The 19783-nt window shown below is 60.0% G+C and carries 19 protein-coding genes; 9 read left to right on the forward strand and 10 right to left on the reverse strand.

Annotation, left to right across the window (positions count from 1 at the left end; translation table 11 throughout):
- Positions 1-8: 8 nt before the first annotated feature.
- Positions 9-3356, forward strand: coding sequence for a miniconductance mechanosensitive channel MscM (mscM, locus tag ACJ8HH_RS16065; RefSeq protein WP_060436724.1), 3348 nt, complete (start codon positions 9-11; stop codon positions 3354-3356).
- Positions 3357-3423: 67 nt separating this feature from the next.
- Here the strand turns inward: mscM and epmA are convergent, their stop codons facing one another.
- Positions 3424-4401 carry an elongation factor P--(R)-beta-lysine ligase gene (gene epmA / locus ACJ8HH_RS16070; protein WP_060451785.1) on the reverse strand — a complete coding sequence of 326 codons (978 nt, stop codon included), beginning with the start codon at positions 4399-4401 and terminating at the stop codon, positions 3424-3426.
- A gap of 385 nt (positions 4402-4786) precedes the next feature.
- Between epmA and frdA the strand changes: the two genes are divergently transcribed.
- From frdA to blc, 5 genes are all read left to right on the forward strand, one after another.
- Positions 4787-6583, forward strand: a complete 1797-nt coding sequence (gene frdA, locus ACJ8HH_RS16075; RefSeq protein ID WP_033638926.1) for a fumarate reductase (quinol) flavoprotein subunit — start codon at positions 4787-4789, stop codon at positions 6581-6583.
- Complete coding sequence (locus ACJ8HH_RS16080; RefSeq protein WP_033648713.1) at positions 6576-7310, forward strand: succinate dehydrogenase/fumarate reductase iron-sulfur subunit; 735 nt, start codon at positions 6576-6578, stop codon at positions 7308-7310. Before frdA ends, ACJ8HH_RS16080 begins: the two co-directional genes overlap by 8 nt.
- Before the next feature lie 14 nt (positions 7311-7324).
- Positions 7325-7717: a fumarate reductase subunit FrdC gene (gene frdC / locus ACJ8HH_RS16085; RefSeq protein ID WP_004929673.1), complete on the forward strand. Its 393-nt coding sequence runs from the start codon at positions 7325-7327 to the stop codon at positions 7715-7717.
- 12 nt (positions 7718-7729) lie between these two features.
- Positions 7730-8089 carry a fumarate reductase subunit FrdD gene (gene frdD / locus ACJ8HH_RS16090; RefSeq protein WP_004929672.1) on the forward strand — a complete coding sequence of 120 codons (360 nt, stop codon included), beginning with the start codon at positions 7730-7732 and terminating at the stop codon, positions 8087-8089.
- A gap of 84 nt (positions 8090-8173) precedes the next feature.
- A complete protein-coding gene (gene blc / locus ACJ8HH_RS16095; protein WP_049211895.1) occupies positions 8174-8707 on the forward strand; it encodes an outer membrane lipoprotein Blc in 534 nt (177 codons plus the stop codon).
- Here the strand turns inward: blc and sugE are convergent.
- The 4 genes from sugE to efp form a co-directional block, all read right to left on the reverse strand.
- Complete coding sequence (gene sugE / locus ACJ8HH_RS16100; RefSeq protein ID WP_004929669.1) at positions 8701-9018, reverse strand: quaternary ammonium compound efflux SMR transporter SugE; 318 nt, start codon at positions 9016-9018, stop codon at positions 8701-8703. The two genes, blc and sugE, sit on opposite strands and share 7 nt — an antisense overlap.
- Before the next feature lie 192 nt (positions 9019-9210).
- Positions 9211-9342 (reverse strand): entericidin A/B family lipoprotein, encoded by a 132-nt coding sequence (locus tag ACJ8HH_RS16105; RefSeq protein WP_033636766.1) that lies wholly within the window; start codon positions 9340-9342, stop codon positions 9211-9213.
- 121 nt (positions 9343-9463) lie between these two features.
- The gene (locus ACJ8HH_RS16110; RefSeq protein WP_019453400.1) at positions 9464-9595 is read right to left on the reverse strand and encodes an entericidin A/B family lipoprotein; all 132 of its coding nucleotides are present in this window, start codon (positions 9593-9595) and stop codon (positions 9464-9466) included.
- 70 nt (positions 9596-9665) lie between these two features.
- Positions 9666-10232 (reverse strand): elongation factor P, encoded by a 567-nt coding sequence (efp, locus tag ACJ8HH_RS16115; RefSeq protein ID WP_004929666.1) that lies wholly within the window; start codon positions 10230-10232, stop codon positions 9666-9668.
- 42 nt (positions 10233-10274) lie between these two features.
- Between efp and epmB the strand changes: the two genes are divergently transcribed.
- The gene (gene epmB / locus ACJ8HH_RS16120) at positions 10275-11303 is read left to right on the forward strand and encodes an EF-P beta-lysylation protein EpmB (RefSeq protein WP_033636765.1); all 1029 of its coding nucleotides are present in this window, start codon (positions 10275-10277) and stop codon (positions 11301-11303) included.
- A gap of 82 nt (positions 11304-11385) precedes the next feature.
- Here the strand turns inward: epmB and ACJ8HH_RS16125 are convergent, their stop codons facing one another.
- The 5 genes from ACJ8HH_RS16125 to ACJ8HH_RS16145 all read right to left on the reverse strand — a co-directional run bounded on the left by ACJ8HH_RS16125 (position 11386) and on the right by ACJ8HH_RS16145 (position 16416).
- Positions 11386-11730: a DUF4156 domain-containing protein gene (locus tag ACJ8HH_RS16125; RefSeq protein WP_025305007.1), complete on the reverse strand. Its 345-nt coding sequence runs from the start codon at positions 11728-11730 to the stop codon at positions 11386-11388.
- Between the two features lie 178 nt (positions 11731-11908).
- The gene (locus ACJ8HH_RS16130) at positions 11909-13528 is read right to left on the reverse strand and encodes a methyl-accepting chemotaxis protein (protein WP_060451783.1); all 1620 of its coding nucleotides are present in this window, start codon (positions 13526-13528) and stop codon (positions 11909-11911) included.
- 225 nt (positions 13529-13753) lie between these two features.
- On the reverse strand, positions 13754-15400 hold the full coding sequence (gene groL, locus ACJ8HH_RS16135; RefSeq protein WP_004929662.1) for a chaperonin GroEL: 1647 nt from the start codon (positions 15398-15400) through the stop codon (positions 13754-13756).
- A 44-nt stretch (positions 15401-15444) separates the two neighbouring features.
- Positions 15445-15738 carry a co-chaperone GroES gene (locus ACJ8HH_RS16140; protein ID WP_004929661.1) on the reverse strand — a complete coding sequence of 98 codons (294 nt, stop codon included), beginning with the start codon at positions 15736-15738 and terminating at the stop codon, positions 15445-15447.
- 189 nt (positions 15739-15927) lie between these two features.
- On the reverse strand, positions 15928-16416 hold the full coding sequence (locus tag ACJ8HH_RS16145) for an FxsA family protein (protein WP_033636764.1): 489 nt from the start codon (positions 16414-16416) through the stop codon (positions 15928-15930).
- A 369-nt stretch (positions 16417-16785) separates the two neighbouring features.
- On the opposite strand from ACJ8HH_RS16145, the gene aspA reads away from it, so the two are divergent.
- Together aspA and ACJ8HH_RS16155 are read left to right on the forward strand one after the other, a co-directional pair.
- Positions 16786-18222 carry an aspartate ammonia-lyase gene (aspA, locus tag ACJ8HH_RS16150; RefSeq protein ID WP_004929659.1) on the forward strand — a complete coding sequence of 479 codons (1437 nt, stop codon included), beginning with the start codon at positions 16786-16788 and terminating at the stop codon, positions 18220-18222.
- Between the two features lie 249 nt (positions 18223-18471).
- Positions 18472-19773, forward strand: coding sequence for an anaerobic C4-dicarboxylate transporter (locus tag ACJ8HH_RS16155; RefSeq protein ID WP_060451782.1), 1302 nt, complete (start codon positions 18472-18474; stop codon positions 19771-19773).
- Positions 19774-19783: the final 10 nt, after the last annotated feature.

Raw genomic sequence — 19783 nt, forward strand, 5'->3', positions numbered from 1 at the left:
TCGACGCCGTGCGCCTGATCATCACGCTTTTGCTCGGTTGCCTGCTGTGGCAACCGGCGCTGGCCGCTCCCCTGCCGACCGAGACCCAGCTCAAGCAAGAGCTGAAGCAGGCGGAAAGCAGCAAAAACGCGCCGAATCAGGCGGAGACCACCGAGGCGCTGCAAAGCGCACTCAACTGGCTGGCGGAGCGTAAAGAGTCGCAGACTCGCTCCGAGCAGTATCAGAGGGTGATCGACGATTTCCCGAAGATGACGCAGGAACTGCGCCGCCAGCTGGTGCTGGAAAGCAACAAGATCCTGCCGAACGGCGACGATCTGCCGGCCGCCGAGTTGGAACAGCAGATCCTGCAAACCAGCAGTCTGCTGCTGGAACAGGCGCGCCTGCTGCAGCAAGAGCAGGATCGCACACGGGAAATCAGCGATTCACTCGGCCAGCTGCCGCAGCAGCAGACCGACGCCCGCCGTGCGCTGACGGAAGTGCAGCGCCGCCTGCAGGCGCAGCCCGCCAACCCGACCACGCCGTACGCGCAGGCCGCCCTGGCCCTGCTGCAGACCGAAGCCGCGGCGCGCAAGGCCAAAGTGGACGAGCTGGAACTGGCGCAGCTGTCGGCCAACAACCGGCAGGAGCTGGCGCGCATGCGCGCCGAAGTCTATAAAAAGCGCCACGAGAAAATAGACGTTCAGCTGCAGGCGCTGCGCAACAACCTCAACGCCCAGCGCCAACGCGAAGCGGAACAGGCGCTGGAAAAAACCGAGCTGCTGGCCGAGCAGAACGGCGATTTGCCAAAAAGCATCAGCCAACAGCTGCAGATCAACCGCGAACTGTCCGCCGCGCTGAACAGCCAGGCGCAGCGCATGGATCTGATTTCATCGCAGCAACGGCAGGCGGCGGCGCAGACGCTGCAGGTGCGCCAGGCGCTGAGCACCATCATCGAGCAGGCCCAGTGGCTCGGTTCGTCGTCGGCGCTGGGGGAAACCCTGCGCGCCCAGGTGGCGACGCTGCCGGAAATGCCCAAGCCGCAACAGCTGGACGGCGACATGGCCCAGCTGCGCGTGCAGCGCCTGCAGTTTGAAACTCAGCTGGAAAAACTGTCGCAGCGCGAATTCAAGCGCGACGACGGCAGCGCGCTGACCAACCAGGAGCAGCGCATCGTCGATGCCCAGCTGCGCACCCAGCGCGAGCTGCTGAACTCGTTGTTGTCCGGTTGCGACACCCAAATCCTCGAGCTGACCAAGCTGAAGGTGGCCAACACTCAGTTGATCGAAGCGTTGAACGAAATTCGCGACGCCACCCACCGCTATCTGTTCTGGGTGCCGGACGTCAATCCGATCAACTTCTCTTATCCGCTCAACGTGGCGCACGATCTGACGCGCGTTCTGTCGCTGGACACGCTGTCGCAGCTCGGCGGCGCCTTCATGATGATGGTGACCAGCCGCGAAACGCTGATCCCGATCTTCGGCGCCCTGCTGCTGGTGATTTTCAGCATCAGTTCGCGCAAGCACTACCACGCCTTCCTCGAGCGCGCCAGCAGCCGCGTCGGCAAGGTGACGCAGGACGAATTCTTCCTGACGGTGCGCACCGTGTTCTGGTCGATTCTGGTGGCGATGCCGCTGCCGGTGCTGTGGGCCGCGCTCGGCTACGGCCTGCAGAGCGCCTGGAACTACCCGGTGGCGGAAGCGATCGGCAAAGGGGTGACCGCCACGCTGCCGATCCTGTGGATCTGCATGATCTGCGCCGCCTTCGCCCACCCGCAAGGGTTGTTCATCGTGCACTTCCGCTGGCCGGCGAAGCAGGTTTCGCGCGCCATGCGCTACTACAAGATGTCGATCTGGCTGATCGTGCCGCTGATCATGGCGCTGATCACCTTCGATAGCCTGAAAGAGCGCGAGTTCGCCAACACGCTGGGGCGGCTGTGCTTCATTCTGCTGTGTCTGGCGCTGGCGCTGGTCACCCACAGCCTCAAGCGCGCCGGCATCCCGCTGTATCTGGATAAAAACGGCTCCGGCGACAACATGCTCAACAGCGCCTTCTGGGGGCTGCTGCTGTCGGCGCCGCTGCTGGCGGCGCTGGCGTCGAGCGTCGGTTATCTCACCACCGCGCAGGCGCTGCTGGCGCGCCTGGAAACCTCGGTGGCGATCTGGTTCCTGCTGCTGGTCGTCTACCACATCATCCGCCGCTGGATGCTGATCCAACGGCGACGCATCGCCTTCGACCGCGCCAAACAGCGCCGCGCGGACATTCTGGCCCAGCGCGCCCGCGGCGAAGACGAAACCTCGCATACCCCGAACAGCACCGAAGGTTCGGTGGATATGGACTACTCAGAGATAGACCTGGATACCATCAGCGCCCAGTCGCTGCGGCTGGTGCGTTCGATCCTGACGCTGATCGCGCTGGTGTCGGTGATCGTTTTGTGGTCGGAGATCCACTCCGCCTTCAGCTTCCTGGAAAATATCTCGCTGTGGGACGTGACCTCGACGGTCAACGGCGTGGAAACCGCCCATCCGATCACCCTCGGAGCAGTGCTGATCGCCATTCTGGTATTGATCATCACCATGCAGCTGGTGCGCAACCTGCCGGCGCTGCTGGAACTGGCGGTGCTGCAGCACCTGGATCTGTCGCCGGGCACCGGTTACGCCATCACCACCATCACCAAATACCTGCTGTTGCTGTTCGGTGCCATTCTCAGCTTTTCCTGGATCGGCATCGAATGGTCGAAACTGCAGTGGGTGGTCACCGCGCTCAGCGTGGGTCTCGGCTTTGGCATGCAGGAGATTTTCTCCAACTTCATCTCCGGCCTGATCATCCTGTTCGAGAAGCCGATCCGCATCGGCGATACCGTAACGATCCGCAACCTGACCGGCACGATAACCAAGATCAATACCCGTGCGACCACCATCGCCGATTGGGACCGCAAAGAGATCATCGTGCCGAACAAGGCGTTCATCACCGAGCAGTTCGTCAACTGGTCGCTCTCGGACGCCATCACCCGCGTGGTGCTGACCGTGCCGGCCCCGGGCGAGGCCAATAGCGAAGAGGTGACCAAGATCCTGATGAACGCTGCCGAGCGCTGTTCGCTGGTGCTGGACAATCCGGTGCCGGAAGTCTACCTGGTCGATCTGCAACAGGGCATTCAGATCTTCGAGATGCGTATTTACGCCGCCGAGATGGGCCACCGCATGCCGCTGCGCCACGAGATCCACCAGTTGATCCTGGCGGGCTACCGCGAACACGGCATCACGCTGCCGTACCCGCCGTTCCAGGTGCGCACCGAGACGCTGTCGCGGCTGACCAATAACGGCCGTACGCCGCCGTCCACGCCGGCGCCGAACACCAAGCGCGACGCCGGGGGGCTGTAAGCGGTTCTCGCGATAAAAAAAGGGCCGGCAAATGCCGACCCTTTTGCTTTTCTCTGCGCCTGAAACGTCAGGCGATCCCAACCGGGAAGGCCAACACGTCGCTCAGGCTCTCGGCGCCCAGCGCCAGCATCACCAGGCGATCCACGCCCAGCGCCACGCCGGAACATTCCGGCATGCCGTGCTGCAACGCCGCCAGCAGGTTGTAGTCGATCGGCTGCTGCGGCAGGCCTCGCTCCGCGCGCTTGCGGTTGTCCTGCTCGAAGCGCTGCTGCTGTTCACGGCCGTCGGTCAGCTCGCGGAAACCGTTCGCCAGCTCAATGCCCTTGAAGTACACCTCAAAACGCTCCGCCACGCGGTGGTCTTCGGTGCTGATCTCCGCCAACGCCGCCTGGCTGGCCGGGAAGTGGTAAACGAACGCCGGCTTTTCACGGCCGATATGCGGCTCCACGCCCACGGTGAACAGCAGCTGCAGCAGCGTATCGCGATCTTCTTCGGTATCGGCGATGTTGCTCAAGTCGAGTTTGGCCGCCGCTTCGCGCAGCTGCGCCTTCTCCGCCGACAGCGGATCGATGTCCAGATGGCGCAGGAAGGCCTGCTGATAAGACAGGGGCTCCGCGCTCTCGCAGTCCAGCACCTGTTGCAGCAGATCGTCCACTTCGTTCATCAGGCGGTACATGTCGTAGTGCGGACGGTACCACTCCAGCATGGTGAATTCCGGGTTGTGATGCCGCCCGGCTTCTTCATTGCGGAAGCTGCGCCCCATTTGGTAGATCGGGCCGCTGCCCGCTGCCAGCAGGCGCTTCATGTGATATTCCGGGCTGGTCATCATGTATAGCGTCAGGCCCTCTGCCGCCCCCGGCCCGACGAAACGCGTCTCGAACGGGAACAGGTGAACGTCGGTGACCGTCGCCTGGCTCATGGTGGGCGTCTCAACTTCCAGCACGCCACGATCGGCGAAGAAACGCCGGATCTCAGCCAGAATCGCTGCGCGTTTCAACAAATTGGCGATGGGTGCACTAGGCTGCCAGCTTGCCGTTTCGCTCATGGTAATTAACTCCGAAATCAAACAGGGGATGCAGTCTACTCGCATCCTTGCAGCCAAACAAATTCTTCACGATGCACAACCGGCCATAACGCCAATTTCCGATAAATAGGCGACAAAAGCGCGTTAAAAAGGGTAAAGCACGCCGAACACGCGAAAAGGCAGGCAAGCCTGTTGGTCGAGCGTTAATCGACAAAACAATCGATCACATCAAATTTCGACTACTTAACTTTAGGTATAGTTAATTCCCCATTATTGGTGGGAGATATCTATCCTTAACCTTTAAGCAACATTAATCGGTTCAATTAGTTAGCACCCGAAGAGCTCGCTAAATTTTAAGCATAGATATTTAACTTGCCGTTCTTAACAAGAACATTGGAGGAATGCAGTGCAAACCTTTAACGCCGATCTTGCCATTATTGGGGCCGGGGGCGCTGGTTTACGTGCAGCAATAGCCGCAGCGGAAGCCAATCCCCAACTGAAAATCGCGCTGATCTCTAAGGTCTACCCGATGCGCAGCCATACGGTCGCCGCCGAGGGGGGCTCCGCCGCCGTCACCCAGGATCACGATACCTTCGACTACCACTTCCACGACACCGTCGCCGGCGGCGACTGGCTGTGCGAACAGGACGTGGTCGATCACTTCGTGCATCAGTGCCCGCGCGAGATGACCCAGCTCGAGCAGTGGGGTTGCCCGTGGAGCCGCAAACCGGATGGGTCGGTCAACGTGCGGCGCTTCGGCGGCATGAAGATCGAACGCACCTGGTTCGCCGCCGACAAGACCGGCTTCCACATGCTGCACACTCTGTTCCAGACCTCGCTGAAATACCCGCAGATCCAACGCTTCGACGAGCACTTCGTGCTGGATATCCTGGTGGATGACGGCCAGGCGCGCGGCCTGGTGGCGCTCAACATGATGGAAGGCACCCGCGTGCAGATCCGCGCCAACGCGGTGGTGATGGCCACCGGCGGCGCCGGGCGCGTCTACCGCTACAACACCAACGGCGGCATCGTTACCGGCGACGGCATGGGCATGGCGTTCCACCACGGCGTGCCGCTGCGCGACATGGAGTTCGTGCAGTATCACCCGACCGGCCTGCCCGGTTCCGGCATCCTGATGACCGAGGGCTGCCGCGGCGAAGGCGGCATCCTGGTGAACAAGGACGGCTACCGTTACCTGCAAGATTATGGCATGGGCCCGGAAACCCCGCTGGGCGAGCCGAAGAACAAATACATGGAGCTGGGCCCGCGCGACAAGGTGTCCCAGGCCTTCTGGCACGAATGGCGCGCCGGCCGCACCATCGCCACCCCGCGCGGCGACGTGGTCTACCTCGATCTGCGCCACCTGGGCGAGAAAAAGCTGCTGGAGCGGCTGCCGTTCATCTGCGAACTGGCCAAGGCCTACGTCGGCGTCGATCCGGTGAAAGATCCGATCCCGGTGCGCCCTACCGCGCACTACACCATGGGCGGCATTGAAACCGATCAGAATTGCGAAACCCGCATCAAGGGGCTGTTCGCGGTCGGCGAATGCTCCTCCGTCGGCCTGCACGGCGCCAACCGTCTCGGCTCCAACTCGCTGGCAGAACTGGTGGTGTTCGGCCGCGTCGCCGGTGAGCACGCGGCGCGTCGCGCGCTGGAAACCGCGCCGGCCAACGGCAGCGCGCTGGATGCGCAAACCCGCGATGTCGAAACCCGCCTGAGCAACCTGATGAAGCAGGAAGGCAACGAAAACTGGGCGAAGATCCGCGACGAAATGGGGCTGTCGATGGAAGAGGGCTGCGGCATCTACCGCACGCCGGAGCTGATGCAAAAAACCATCGATAAGCTGGCGGAGCTGAAAGAGCGCTTCAAGCGCGTCAACATCACCGACAACTCCAGCGTGTTCAACACCGATCTGCTGTACACCATCGAGCTGGGCTACGGCCTGGACGTCGCCGAATGTATGGCGCACTCCGCGTTTAACCGCAAAGAGTCGCGCGGCGCTCACCAGCGCCTGGACGAAGGCTGCACCGAGCGCGACGACGTCAACTTCCTCAAGCATACGCTGGCGTTCCATAACCCGCAGGGCGCGCCGCGTCTCGAATACAGCGACGTGAAAATCACCAAGCTGCCGCCGGCCAAACGCGTCTACGGCGCAGAAGCCGAAGCGCAGGAGAAAAAGAATAAGGAGCAGGCAAATGGCTGAGATGCAAACCCTGAAGATCGAAGTCATGCGCTATAACCCGGAAAGCGACGCCGAGCCGCATTTCGTCACCTACGCCGTGCCTTACGACGAACAGACCTCGCTGCTCGACGCGCTGGGCTACATCAAGGATAACCTGGCGCCGGATCTCTCCTACCGCTGGTCCTGCCGCATGGCGATCTGCGGCTCCTGCGGCATGATGGTCAACCGCGTGCCGAAGCTGGCGTGCAAAACCTTCCTGCGCGATTACGTCGGCGGCATGAAGGTCGAAGCGCTGGGCAACTTCCCGATCGAGCGCGATCTGGTGGTCGACATGACCCACTTCATCGAAAGCCTGGAGGCGATCAAACCTTACATCATCGGCAACGATCGCAAGCCGGAAGACGGCCCGAACGTGCAGACCCCGGCGCAGATGGCCAAGTATCACCAGTTCTCCGGCTGCATCAACTGCGGCCTGTGCTACGCCGCGTGCCCGCAGTTCGGCCTCAACCCCGAGTTTATCGGCCCGGCGGCGATCACGCTGGCGCACCGCTACAACCTGGACAACCGCGACCACGGCAAGAAACAGCGCATGCCGCAGCTTAACGGCCAAAACGGCGTCTGGAGCTGCACCTTCGTCGGCTATTGCTCCGAAGTCTGTCCGAAACACGTCGATCCCGCCGCCGCTATCCAGCAGGGCAAGGTGGAGAGCGCCAAAGACTTCATGATCGCCATGCTGAAGCCGCAATAAGGGAGAAAATTGCCATGACAACTCAACGTAAGCCCTATGTGCGCACCATGACGCCCACCTGGTGGCAAAAGCTCGGCTTTTACCGTTTCTATATGCTGCGCGAAGGCACCTCGGTGCTGGCGGTCTGGTTCAGCATCGTGCTGCTCTACGGCGTGTTCGCGCTGAAGGGCGGCGCCGAGAGCTGGGCCGGCTTCGTCGGCTTCTTGCAGAACCCGCTGGTGCTGTTGATCAACGTCGTCGCCCTGCTGGCGGCGGCGCTGCACACCAAAACCTGGTTCGATTTGGCGCCGAAGGCCGCCAATATCGTGGTCAACAGCGAGAAAATGGGACCGGGCCCCATCGTGAAAGGGCTGTGGGCCGTCACCATTGTCGTCAGCGTGGTCATCCTGGCCGTGGCCCTGATCTAATCCGGAGGAAACATGATAAATCAAGCACCTAAACGCTCCGACGAGCCGGTTTTCTGGGGATTGTTCGGCGCCGGCGGCATGTGGGGCGCGATCGTCGCACCGGCCATCGTGCTGCTGGTCGGTATTCTGCTGCCATTGGGGCTGTTCCCCGGTGAAGCACTAGGTTACGAGCGCGTGCTGGCGTTCTGCCAGAGCCTGATCGGCCGCCTGTTCCTGCTGCTGATGATCATTCTGCCACTGTGGTGCGGCCTGCACCGCATCCACCATGCGATGCACGATCTGAAGATCCACGTACCGGCCGGCAAATGGGTGTTCTACGGTCTGGCGGCGATCCTCAGCGTGGTCACCGTTATCGGCGTCGTCACCCTGTAAACTGCTCAGGCGGCCAACGCCCGTTGGCCGCCCTTTGCTCATCGGCTACACTGTCTACTCGCCCCCGGTAAACAGGAGTCACCGATGCGTTTATGGTCAAAGCTTAGCGTCATGCTTTCCGCCCTGCTCTCCGTCGCCTGCAGCGTCTCCCCGCCCAAAGACATCAAGATCGTGAACAATTTCGACAGCCAGCGCTATCTCGGCACCTGGTACGAAATCGCGCGTCTGGATCATCGTTTTGAACGCGGTTTGCAGCGGGTGACCGCCCACTACAGCCCACGCGCCGACGGCGGGTTGAAAGTCATCAATCGCGGCTTCAATCCGCAGAAACAGCAATGGCAAGAAAGCGAAGGCAAAGCCTACTTTATCGGTTCACCGCAGGTCGCGGCGCTGAAAGTGTCGTTTTTCGGCCCCTTCTACGGCGGCTATAACGTGATTGCCCTGGACCCGGACTACCGCTACGCGCTGGTTTGCGGCCCAAACCGCGACTATCTGTGGATCCTGTCGCGCACCCCGACGCTTGACGCCGGCGTGCGCGACAGCTTATTGCAGACGGCCAAGGGCTACGGTTTCGCCACCGATGCGCTGATCTGGGTGCAACAGTCCGCCGATCAGTGACTGCTGAACTTCAGCCCGAGGATGCCGACCACGATCAGGCACAGGCTGATGATACGCGCGATATTGGTCGACTCGCCCAACAGCACCATGCCCATGATGGCCGCGCCCACCGCGCCGATGCCGGTCCACACCGCATAGGCGGTGCCGGCGGGCAGCGTTTTCATGGCGTTGGCCAACAGCAACATGCTAACCACCATCGCGGCGATGGTGATGATGCTCGGCGTCAGCCGGGTAAAACCGTGGGTGTATTTCAGACCGATAGCCCAAACCACTTCGAGCAAACCGGCGATAAGCAGAATAATCCAGGCCATGAGACGGCCTCCCTACCACTGGGGTCGTCCCCGATATAATGACGCGTAAACGGGTCGTCCCGTTCAGCGGGGTGATGAACGGCGGGTAACCTCACCCGCACTGCGGCAGGATAGCAGCAGCGTTAACGCTCAGGCAAGAGGAGGAAATGCGGCGGCCCTCCGCACGCGGAACGCCGCCGGGTGGAGAACGGATTATTCCGCGCTGCGCTGAATGGCCTTGCCGCCGGCCTGAATGTCCTCACCCACGCCGCGGGTGGTATTACAGGCGGTCAACGAGGTCAAAATCATCAAAGAGAAGATCGCGATAATACTTTTCTTCAGCATAAGAAAGTCCTTATTTGTCGTTGATGAAAAAGTACGGCTTTCTAAGCTTAGTCAAAATTGGCGCAGGGAGTGGAATCACCACCGGCTTTGTGGCGCAAATACATCGGGTTAAAGGGCGGGATCAGCTGGCCGTGCGCGAAATGGCGCCGCCGAGATGCTGCACGTCTTCGCCGAAACCGCGAAACGTATTGCAACCGCTAAGGGAGAAAAGGAACAACAGGGAGAGCACGGCCAACAACGTTTTCTTGAACATGCGGGTTTTCTGCCAACGAACGGGGATGGGATAAAACAGAGGAACCGCGGGGGTTCCTCTGCTTTGAAACTTATTTAACGCGAGAGACGTATTCGCCAGAGCGAGTGTCAACTTTGATCACTTCGCCGATCTGGACGAACAACGGCACTTTAACCACGGCACCGGTGCTCAGGGTAGCCGGCTTGCCGCCAGTCCCTGCGGTATCGCCTTTCAGGCCAGGATCGGTATCGGTGATTTCCGCTTCGATGAAGTTCGGCGGCTGAACGGCGATTGGACGGCCATCCCACAGGGTGATGATGCACTCTGCGTTATCCTGCAGCCATTTGGCCGCGTCGCCGACGGTTTTGCCGTCAACCTGATGCTGTTCGAAAGACTCAGGGTGCATGAAGTGGTAGAACTCACCGTCGCTGTACAGGTAGTTCATGTTGGTGTCCATCACGTCTGCGCCTTCGCAAGAATCGGTAGACTTGAAGGTTTTTTCCACGCGGGTGCCGGTCAGCAGACGACGCATTTTCACGCGTGCAAACGCCTGGCCTTTGCCCGGCTTAACGAACTCACTGGCTTCGACGGCGTAAGGTTCGCCCTCGAACATGATTTTAAGACCCGGACGGAAATCGTTGCTAGAATAAGTCGCCATGATGGCCCTCTGAATATTTGAACTGGTAGCTTAGCCAAAAAAATGGCACACATTATAACCCAAAGTACGGCACATAGAGAAGATTGGTTGCATCAACTCGCCGATGTTATTACCGATCCTGATGAATTACTGCAGCTTTTGTCACTGAATACGCACCCGGAACTGCCGCAGGGGCGCGATGCCCGTCGGCTGTTCGCCCTGCGCGTGCCGCGCGCCTTCGCTGCGCGCATGCGCCCCGGCGATGCCAACGACCCGCTGCTGCGCCAGGTGCTGACCGCCAGAGAGGAGTTCATCAACGCCCCAGGGTTCACTACCGATCCGCTCGATGAGCAGCGCAGCGTGGTGCCGGGCCTGCTGCACAAATACCGCAATCGCGCACTGCTGCTGGTCAAGGGTGGCTGTGCGGTCAACTGCCGTTACTGCTTCCGCCGCCACTTCCCCTATCAGGATAATCAGGGCAATAAGAACAACTGGCGGCAGGCACTGGATTATATCCGCCAACACCCGGAACTGGACGAGATCATTTTTTCCGGCGGCGATCCGCTGATGGCCAAAGACAGCGAGCTGGAGTGGCTGGTCGGCGAGCTGGAGGCCATCCCGCACCTGAAACGCCTGCGCATTCACACCCGTCTGCCGGTGGTGATCCCGGCGCGCATCACGCCGGCGCTGTGCCGTCTGCTGTCAGCCTCGCGCCTGCAGGTGCTGATGGTCACGCACATCAACCACGCCAACGAAATTGACCGCGATCTGCAAAGCGCCATGGCGCAGCTGCGTCTCGCCGGCGTCACGCTGCTCAACCAGAGCGTGCTGCTGCGCGACGTCAACGACGATGCCGACACGCTGGCGGCGCTCAGCAACGCGCTGTTCGATGCCGGTATCCTGCCTTACTACATCCACGTGCTGGACAAGGTGCAGGGCGCGGCGCACTTCATGGTCAGCGACGATGAAGCGCGCGCCATCATGCAGGCGCTGCTGAGCAAGGTGTCCGGTTATCTGGTCCCGCGCCTGACGCGCGAAGTGGGCGGCGAACCGAGCAAAACGCCGATCGATCTGCGCCTGATGCAGGAGTGACGCGCGCCAAGTCCCCCAACGAAAAGAGGAATGCCGTGGCATTCCTCTTTTTTTACCTCTTTGCGGCTGCGACCTCAGCGCCTTACGGGCACTTGTAAACCTGGCCGACCATTTTGCTGTCCAGCGGTGCGAAGCTGGAGAGCAGATTCTGGCTCGGGCTGTTGGCGCCGTAGATCACGTTGCCGCCCATGGCCGCCGCCTTGTTGCGCAGATCGTTGGCCGCACCGCGCATGGAGCTGCCTTCACCGCCGTTGCCGGACAGCCAGTTGCTCTGGGTGCCGGTCACTTCCCCCAGCAGCTGGCATTCCGCCGCCGGCTTGCTGTCGGTGAACTTGATCTGCTGACCCGCAGCGGTCAGTTCATGAGTGGTGCTGCAACCCGCCAGCAGCATCGCTGCCGAGAGACCCAGTAAGGCTTTAATCCGCATCTTGTTCCCCATTCGATGTTGAGAATTACGCAAAAGCTTATCAGAAAGCGATGCCATCTCTTAAGCATCCGTTGCCACGCGAGCGGGCCAACGTCTTGAGCGACAGCTGATGACTTAACAGTTTACCAGCTAAATCGCCCCCGGCGGCAAAAATATCATCAAATACAGTGCGGCGGCGTTATGCCCAACCGGCAACGGCCGCCGATGCCTGCGCTTCGTCCTGGCGCGTTTCCCCCTCCGCCAGTTGGAATACCGCCACCGCCTGCGCCAGCAGAGCCGCCTGCTCCTCCACGCCGACGGCGGTGGTCGCCACCTCCTCCACCAGCGCGGCGTTCTGCTGCGTCACCTGATCCATCTGGGTCACCGCCACCCCGACCTGCTCAATGCCCTTGCTTTGCTCTTCCGACGCGTACGAGATGTTGTCCATCAGCGACGTCACCTGGTTCACCGAGCCAACGATGGCATTCATCGTCTCGCCTGCCTGTTCCACCAAGCGCACGCCGGCGGCGATATCGCCGGTTACGCCGTCGACCAAACTGCTGATCTCTTTGGCCGAAGTCGCGCAGCGCTGCGCCAGATTGCGCACCTCGCCGGCCACCACCGCAAAACCCCGCCCCTGTTCACCGGCCCGCGCGGCCTCCACGGCGGCGTTCAGCGCCAGGATATTGGTCTGGAAGGCGATGCCGTCGATCACGCTGGTAATATCCCCCACCTGGCGCGCGCTGTCGTTAATCGCCCGCATCTTGTCGACCGCGCTGGCCATCAGCGTTTCGCCGTTGCGGGCAATGCCGGCGGTCTGATTGACCATGCCGGCGGCCTGGTTGGCGTTATCGGCGTTTTGCCGCACCGTAGCGGTGATCTGTTCCATGCTGGCGGCGGTTTCCGTCAGCGCGCTGGCCTGTTCTTCCGTGCGGCTGGAAAGATCGGCGTTGCCGACGGCGATCTCGTGCGTTCCGTGATTGATCGACTCCACGCCGTCACGCACCTGCTGCACGGTGGCGCTCAGCTCCTGCTGCATCGTCCGCAGGCTGGCGAACAGCATGCCGATCTCATTGCTGTTGCGTACCGCGATCTCGCTGCGCAGATCGCCGCGCCCAACCTTTTGCAAGTGTTCGGCAATCTGGCGCAGCGGCAGGATCAAGCGCCGGCGGAAATCACGTTGCACGGCGACCAGCAGCAGCAGGATCGCCGCCAGGGTGCCACTCAGCAGGCGTGCAAAGACTTTTTGAGTCTGCACCGCCGCCTCCACCGCCAGACGATGAGCGGCCACCGTGGCCCGCATGTAGTCGGCAAACTGACTATCCAGCCGCTGGCGCACCTGGCGCTTCTCAGCGGCCATGGCGTGCAGCCGCTCGATCAGCGCCGCCTGCGGCGTGTCGGCCAACAGCGTCAGCTCTTGCTTCAGCACCGCCTGCTGCGCCAGATAGACCGTTTTCATCGCCTCGCCCAGATCCGGGCGCGATACCGTCAGGCCCGGCGTCTCCCAAAACAGGTTGAACGCAACGTCGGCGCTGCGCAGCTCGTTACGCGCCTCAGTGATGCCCTTACGGATATCGGCGGCGTCCGTCTGCGCCATGCGCTCGAACGCCATGTTGTCGATCAGCGTCTGCGTTTGCAGCAAAGCACGCCAACTGCGGTTCAGCGCCGCTTCCTCGTCGGAGAAAGTGCTCATCCTGCCGATGCTGTTGCCGTTTTGCTGCATGAAATAGAAGGCGATGGCGCCGGTTCCCATGGGCATCAAGCCCAACAGCAACAGCATCAACATCAGCCAGGTGGCTATTTTCATATTTTTCAGCATAAGTCGTCTCCGTTGACAGTCACACCGGCGAGGGAAAATTCCCCGCCCGGTAGGGGCTATATCGGTACGAAACGACAACGGTTTAGGGCAAAAGCAAAATAATGCAATAATTCATTCAGAAAACTAATAACAAGCTAAACAAACATTCTTTTTATTGATTTTTAAGATAAAAAAAACCCCGGTCGTTTGACCGGGGTTCTCAGCACACCAGCGTGTGGGGGATGATTACATCATGCCGCCCATACCGCCCATGCCGCCCATGCCGCCTGCTGCGCCCAGATCCGGTGCGTCAGCCTTCGGCAGGTCGGTAACCATGCATTCGGTGGTGATCATCAGGCCAGCCACGGAAGCCGCGTACTGCAGAGCAGAACGGGTCACTTTGGTTGGATCCAGGATACCCATCGCGATCATGTCGCCGTATTCTTCGGAGTAAGCGTTGTAGCCGTAGCTGCCTTCGCCCGCTTTCACCTGGTTGGCGATAACGGAAGCTTCTTCACCGGCGTTCACCACGATCTGACGCAGAGGGGCTTCCATTGCGCGCAGCGCAACTTTGATACCCACGTTCTGGTCTTCGTTGTCGCCTTTCAGCGCGGCGATTTTGCCTGCAACGCGGATCAGCGCTACGCCACCGCCGGCCACCACGCCTTCTTCCACTGCGGCGCGGGTCGCGTGCAGGGCGTCTTCAACGCGGGCTTTCTTCTCTTTCATTTCAACTTCAGTCGCTGCGCCAACCTTGATAACGGCAACGCCGCCGGCCAGTTTCGCTACGCGCTCCTGCAGTTTTTCACGATCGTAGTCAGAGGTCGCTTCTTCGATCTGCTGACGGATCTGAGCAACGCGGCCCTGGATGGTCGCTTCGTCGCCCACGCCATCGATGATGATGGTGGTGTCTTTGTTGATCACAACGCGTTTTGCCTGGCCCAGGTCTTCCAGGGTGGCTTTTTCCAGCTCCAGACCGATCTCTTCAGAGATAACGGTACCGGCAGTCAGGGTTGCGATGTCCTGCAGCATGGCTTTACGGCGGTCGCCGAAGCCAGGCGCCTTAACGGCAGCCACTTTCACGATGCCGCGCATGGTGTTGACCACCAGGGTCGCCAGCGCTTCGCCTTCAACGTCTTCAGCGATGATCAGCAGCGGCTTGCCTGCTTTGGCAACGGCTTCCAGCACCGGCAGCATTTCGCGGATGTTGGAGATCTTTTTGTCGGCCAGCAGGATGAACGGGCTTTCCAGCTCAACAGAACCGGTTTCCGGCTTGTTGATGAAGTATGGGGACAGGTAACCGCGGTCGAACTGCATACCTTCAACCACGTCCAGCTCGTCTTGCAGGCCGGTGCCTTCTTCAACGGTGATAACGCCTTCTTTGCCCACTTTCTCCATCGCTTCCGCGATCAGTTTACCCACGGTTTCGTCGGAGTTGGCGGAGATGGTGCCTACCTGAGCGATAGCTTTGGAATCGGAGCAAGGTACGGACAGTTTCTTCAGTTCTTCAACCGCAGCGACAACCGCTTTGTCGATGCCGCGCTTCAGATCCATCGGGTTCATGCCTGCAGCAACCGCTTTCAGGCCTTCGGTGATGATGGATTGAGCCAGTACGGTTGCAGTGGTGGTGCCGTCGCCCGCCGCGTCGTTCGCTTTGGAGGCCACTTCTTTCACCATCTGTGCGCCCATGTTCTCGAACTTGTCTTCCAGTTCGATTTCACGCGCAACGGAAACGCCGTCTTTGGTGATGGTCGGTGCGCCGAAAGATTTATCCAGCACTACGTTGCGGCCTTTCGGGCCCAGGGTCACTTTTACTGCATCAGCGAGAACATTCACGCCGCGGAGCATTTTCACGCGAGCGTCATTGCCGAATTTTACGTCTTTAGCTGCCATTGGTATTTCCCTTCAACTCGTTCAGTTCAGAAGATAAAGCGCAATTACGCTTCAACAATTGCCAGAATGTCGCTTTCGGACATGATCAACACTTCTTCATTGTCGATCTTCTCTGCTTTCACGCCGTAGCCGTCGTTGAAAATCACGATATCGCCAACTTTCACATCCAGCGGTTGGATGTTGCCGTTTTCCAGCACACGCCCTTTACCCACTGCAACCACTTCACCGCGAGTGGATTTACCCGCAGCAGAGCCAGTCAGGACGATGCCGCCAGCAGATTTTGATTCAACTTCTTTGCGCTTGACGATAACGCGGTCATGCAATGGACGAATACTCATTGAACGCTCTCCTGTAAGAAGGTCTCTATCAGATTTAGGGTTGTACACCGGATGGTTGTTATTACCGGCCTCGTGGCATTTGAGATGGGGGCGTTCCAGCCCCCTTCAAGGGGGCTAACGAAAAAAATTTCGCATTTTTGGCCGCGCGGGTGCTACAGAGAGAAAAAACGCGGCCTGAGCCGCGTTTGCTTAACGATCGTGAGGCTTGCGCTCCTCGTCCGGGCGGTGTTCCAGCACCGAGCGTTCGTCGTCCTTGCGCTGGAATTCACCGTCGAAGGTGTTGCCGTTGGCGGCGTCACCGCCCGTCCAACCGCCGGGGCGATAAACCGACAGATGCGGCATCAGCTTCAGCGTCAGCGTTTTTTGCACCGGCGGCAGCAGCAGCAACAGGCCGAGGAAGTCGGTGAAGAAACCCGGGATCAGCAGCAGGAAGCCCGCCAGCACCAGCGAAACGCTTTTCACCATTTCCGCCGCCGGGCTTTCGCCGGCCGCCAGTTTTTGCTGCATCTGCACGAAGGTTTTCATGCCCTGATTGCGCACCAGCGAAATGCCGACGCAGGAGCTGAACACCACCAGCAGCAGGGTGACAGCCACGCCGAGCACGGCGGCGACTTTGATAAAGATGGATATTTCTATGTAAGCCAGCAGAAATATCAGCAGTAGCGGTAACCAGCGCACCTGGTTCTCCTATCGGTAGGTAAAGCGCGGCCGCCACGGGGCGACGGCGCGAAAAAAGAGGCCGTAAACGGCCGACACCATTACAATGAGGGCATCCCCCCACCATTTCAACCGAGAGCCGGTTTTTATTGCTAAAGTTCACAAACGTGAAAGAAGTCACAGAACCGGAAAAGGGCATATCCTTAAACACCATAAGGTGATCTGGATTCAGTCATTTCTTACCAACCAGCATATGATCTGGGCAGCAACGGGCGATTTGGTTAATCGTTTCACGCCCCAAGCCTTCGGCAACATTAATTTAGGCTGTGCCCTTATTAGCCTTGACCTGACACATTATTAATTCGGCAGCAACACATAGAGAAGGTTCTCATGTCAAACAACATTCGTATCGAAGAAGACCTGTTAGGAACACGTGAAGTCCCCGCAGACGCTTACTACGGAGTCCACACTCTGCGTGCGATTGAAAACTTCTACATCAGCAACAGCAAAATCAGCGATGTCCCCGAGTTCGTTCGCGGCATGGTGATGGTGAAAAAGGCCGCGGCGATGGCCAACAAAGAACTCAAAACCATCCCGCGCAAAATCGCCGACGTGATCATCCAGGCCTGCGACGAGGTGCTGGATAAAGGCAAGTGCATGGATCAGTTCCCGGTGGACGTGTTCCAGGGCGGCGCAGGCACCTCGCTGAACATGAACACCAACGAAGTGCTGGCGAACATCGGCCTGGAGCTGATGGGCCACCAAAAAGGCGAATACCAGTACCTGAACCCGAACGATCACCTCAATAAGTGCCAGTCCACCAACGATGCCTACCCGACCGGGTTCCGCATCGCGGTGTACGCCTCCAACCAGAAGCTGATCGACGCCATCAACCAGCTGCGCGAAGGCTTCGACCGCAAGGCGAAAGAGTTCGAAACCATCCTGAAAATGGGCCGCACCCAGCTGCAGGACGCGGTACCGATGACCCTCGGCCAGGAGTTCCACGCCTTCAGCGTGTTGCTGAACGAAGAGACCCGCAACCTGCACCGCACCGCGGAGCTGCTGCTGGAAGTGAACCTGGGCGCCACCGCCATCGGCACCGCGCTCAACACCCCGGAAGGCTACCAGCCGCTGGCGGTGCAAAAACTGGCGGAAGTCAGCGGCCTGCCGGTGGTGCCGGCGGAAGACCTGATCGAGGCCACCTCCGACTGTGGCGCCTACGTGATGGTGCACAGCGCGCTCAAACGCCTGGCGGTGAAACTGTCCAAAATCTGCAACGACCTGCGCCTGCTCTCCTCCGGCCCGCGCGCCGGACTGAACGAAATCAACCTGCCGGAGCTGCAGGCGGGGTCGTCCATCATGCCGGCCAAAGTGAACCCGGTAGTGCCGGAAGTGGTCAATCAGGTGTGTTTCAAGGTGATTGGCAACGACACTTGCGTTACCATGGCGGCCGAAGCGGGCCAGCTGCAGCTGAACGTGATGGAGCCGGTGATCGGCCAGGCGATGTTCGAGTCGATCCACATCCTGACCAACGCCTGCTACAACCTGCTGGAAAAATGCATTAACGGCATCACCGCGAATAAAGAAGTCTGCGAACACTACGTCTTCAACTCGATCGGTATCGTCACCTATCTGAACCCGTTCATCGGCCACCATAACGGTGACATCGTCGGGAAGATCTGTGCCGAAACCGGCAAGAGCGTGCGTGAAGTGGTGCTGGAACGCGGACTGCTGACCGAAGCCGAGCTGGATGACATCTTCTCCGTGGAGAACCTGATGCACCCGGCCTATAAAGCCAAACGCTATACGGATGAAAATGAACAATAACAGACCTACCCGGTAGCCCTGAAAGGCACGCTAAATCCTCTGGATAGCGTGCCTTTTTACTTTCCGGCGCCCACAAAATTTTAACGTTTTATTTTCAATTTACACCCTAAATCATTGGGACTGCATCAAGGCGGCAAGCGCGCAAGTCCCCAGGAGCTTACTCAAGTAAGTGACTGGGGTGAGCGCTCGCAGCCAACACCGATGCAGTTTCAAGGATGACGGGAAATCTCATTTTAAGGAGTAAACACTATGTTAGCCTTGGAATTGGTTATCGTTCTGCTGGCCATCTTTTTAGGGGCCAGGTTGGGCGGTATCGGTATCGGGTTCGCGGGGGGATTGGGCGTTCTGGTCCTGGCGCTGATCGGCGTCAAGCCGGGCAGCATTCCCTTCGACGTGATTTCCATCATCATGGCGGTGATCGCGGCGATCTCCGCGATGCAGGTCGCCGGGGGGATGGATTACCTGGTGCAGCAGACCGAAAAGCTGCTGCGCAAGAACCCCAAGCACATCACCATTCTCGCCCCTATCGTCACCTACTTCCTGACCATCTTCGCCGGCACCGGCAACATCTCGCTCTCGGCGCTGCCGGTGATCGCCGAAGTGGCGAAAGAACAGGGCATCAAGCCTTGCCGGCCGCTGTCGACCGCCGTGGTGTCCGCCCAGATCGCCATCACCGCCTCGCCGATCTCCGCCGCGGTGGTGTACATGTCTTCGGTGATGGAAGGCCACGGCGTCAGCTACCTGCACCTGCTGATGGTGGTGATCCCGTCCACCTTCTGCGCCGTGCTGGTGATGTCGCTGCTGGTGACCTGGTTGTTCGACTCCAAACTGTCTAACGACCCGGTGTACCTGAAACGCCTGGAAGAAGGCCTAATCACCCTGCGCGGCAACAACGCGCTGGCGATCAAACCGCGCGCCAAAACCTCGGTGCTGCTGTTCCTGCTGGGCGTGCTGTGCGTGGTCGCCTACGCCATCATCAACAGCCCGGGTCTTGGCCTGGTGGCCAAGCCGCTGATGAACACCACCAACGCCATCCTGATCATCATGCTGAGCGTCGCCACGCTGACCACCCTGCTGTGCCGCGTCGACACCGACATGGTGCTGAACTCCAGCACCTTCAAGGCCGGCATGAGCGCCTGTATCTGTATCCTCGGCGTCGCCTGGCTGGGCGATACCTTCGTGCAGGCCAACATCGACTGGATCAAAGAGACGGCCGGCAGCGTCATTCAGGCGCACCCGTGGCTGCTGGCGGTGATCTTCTTCTTCTGCTCGGCGCTGCTGTACTCGCAGGCCGCTACCGCCAAGGCGCTGATGCCGATGGCGCTGGCGCTGAACGTATCGCCGCTGACCGCCGTCGCCTCCTTCGCCGCCGTCTCCGGCCTGTTCATCCTGCCGACCTACCCGACGCTGGTCGCCGCGGTGCAGATGGACGATACCGGCACCACGCGCATCGGCCGCTTCGTGTTCAACCACCCGTTCTTCATTCCCGGCACCATGGGCGTGATTTTCGCCGTGGTATTCGGCTTCCTGCTCGGCAGCATCATGCTGTAACGCTCCGACC

This window comes from Serratia sp. CY32780 (assembly GCF_052169135.1).
GTDB lineage: Bacteria > Pseudomonadota > Gammaproteobacteria > Enterobacterales > Enterobacteriaceae > Serratia > Serratia sarumanii.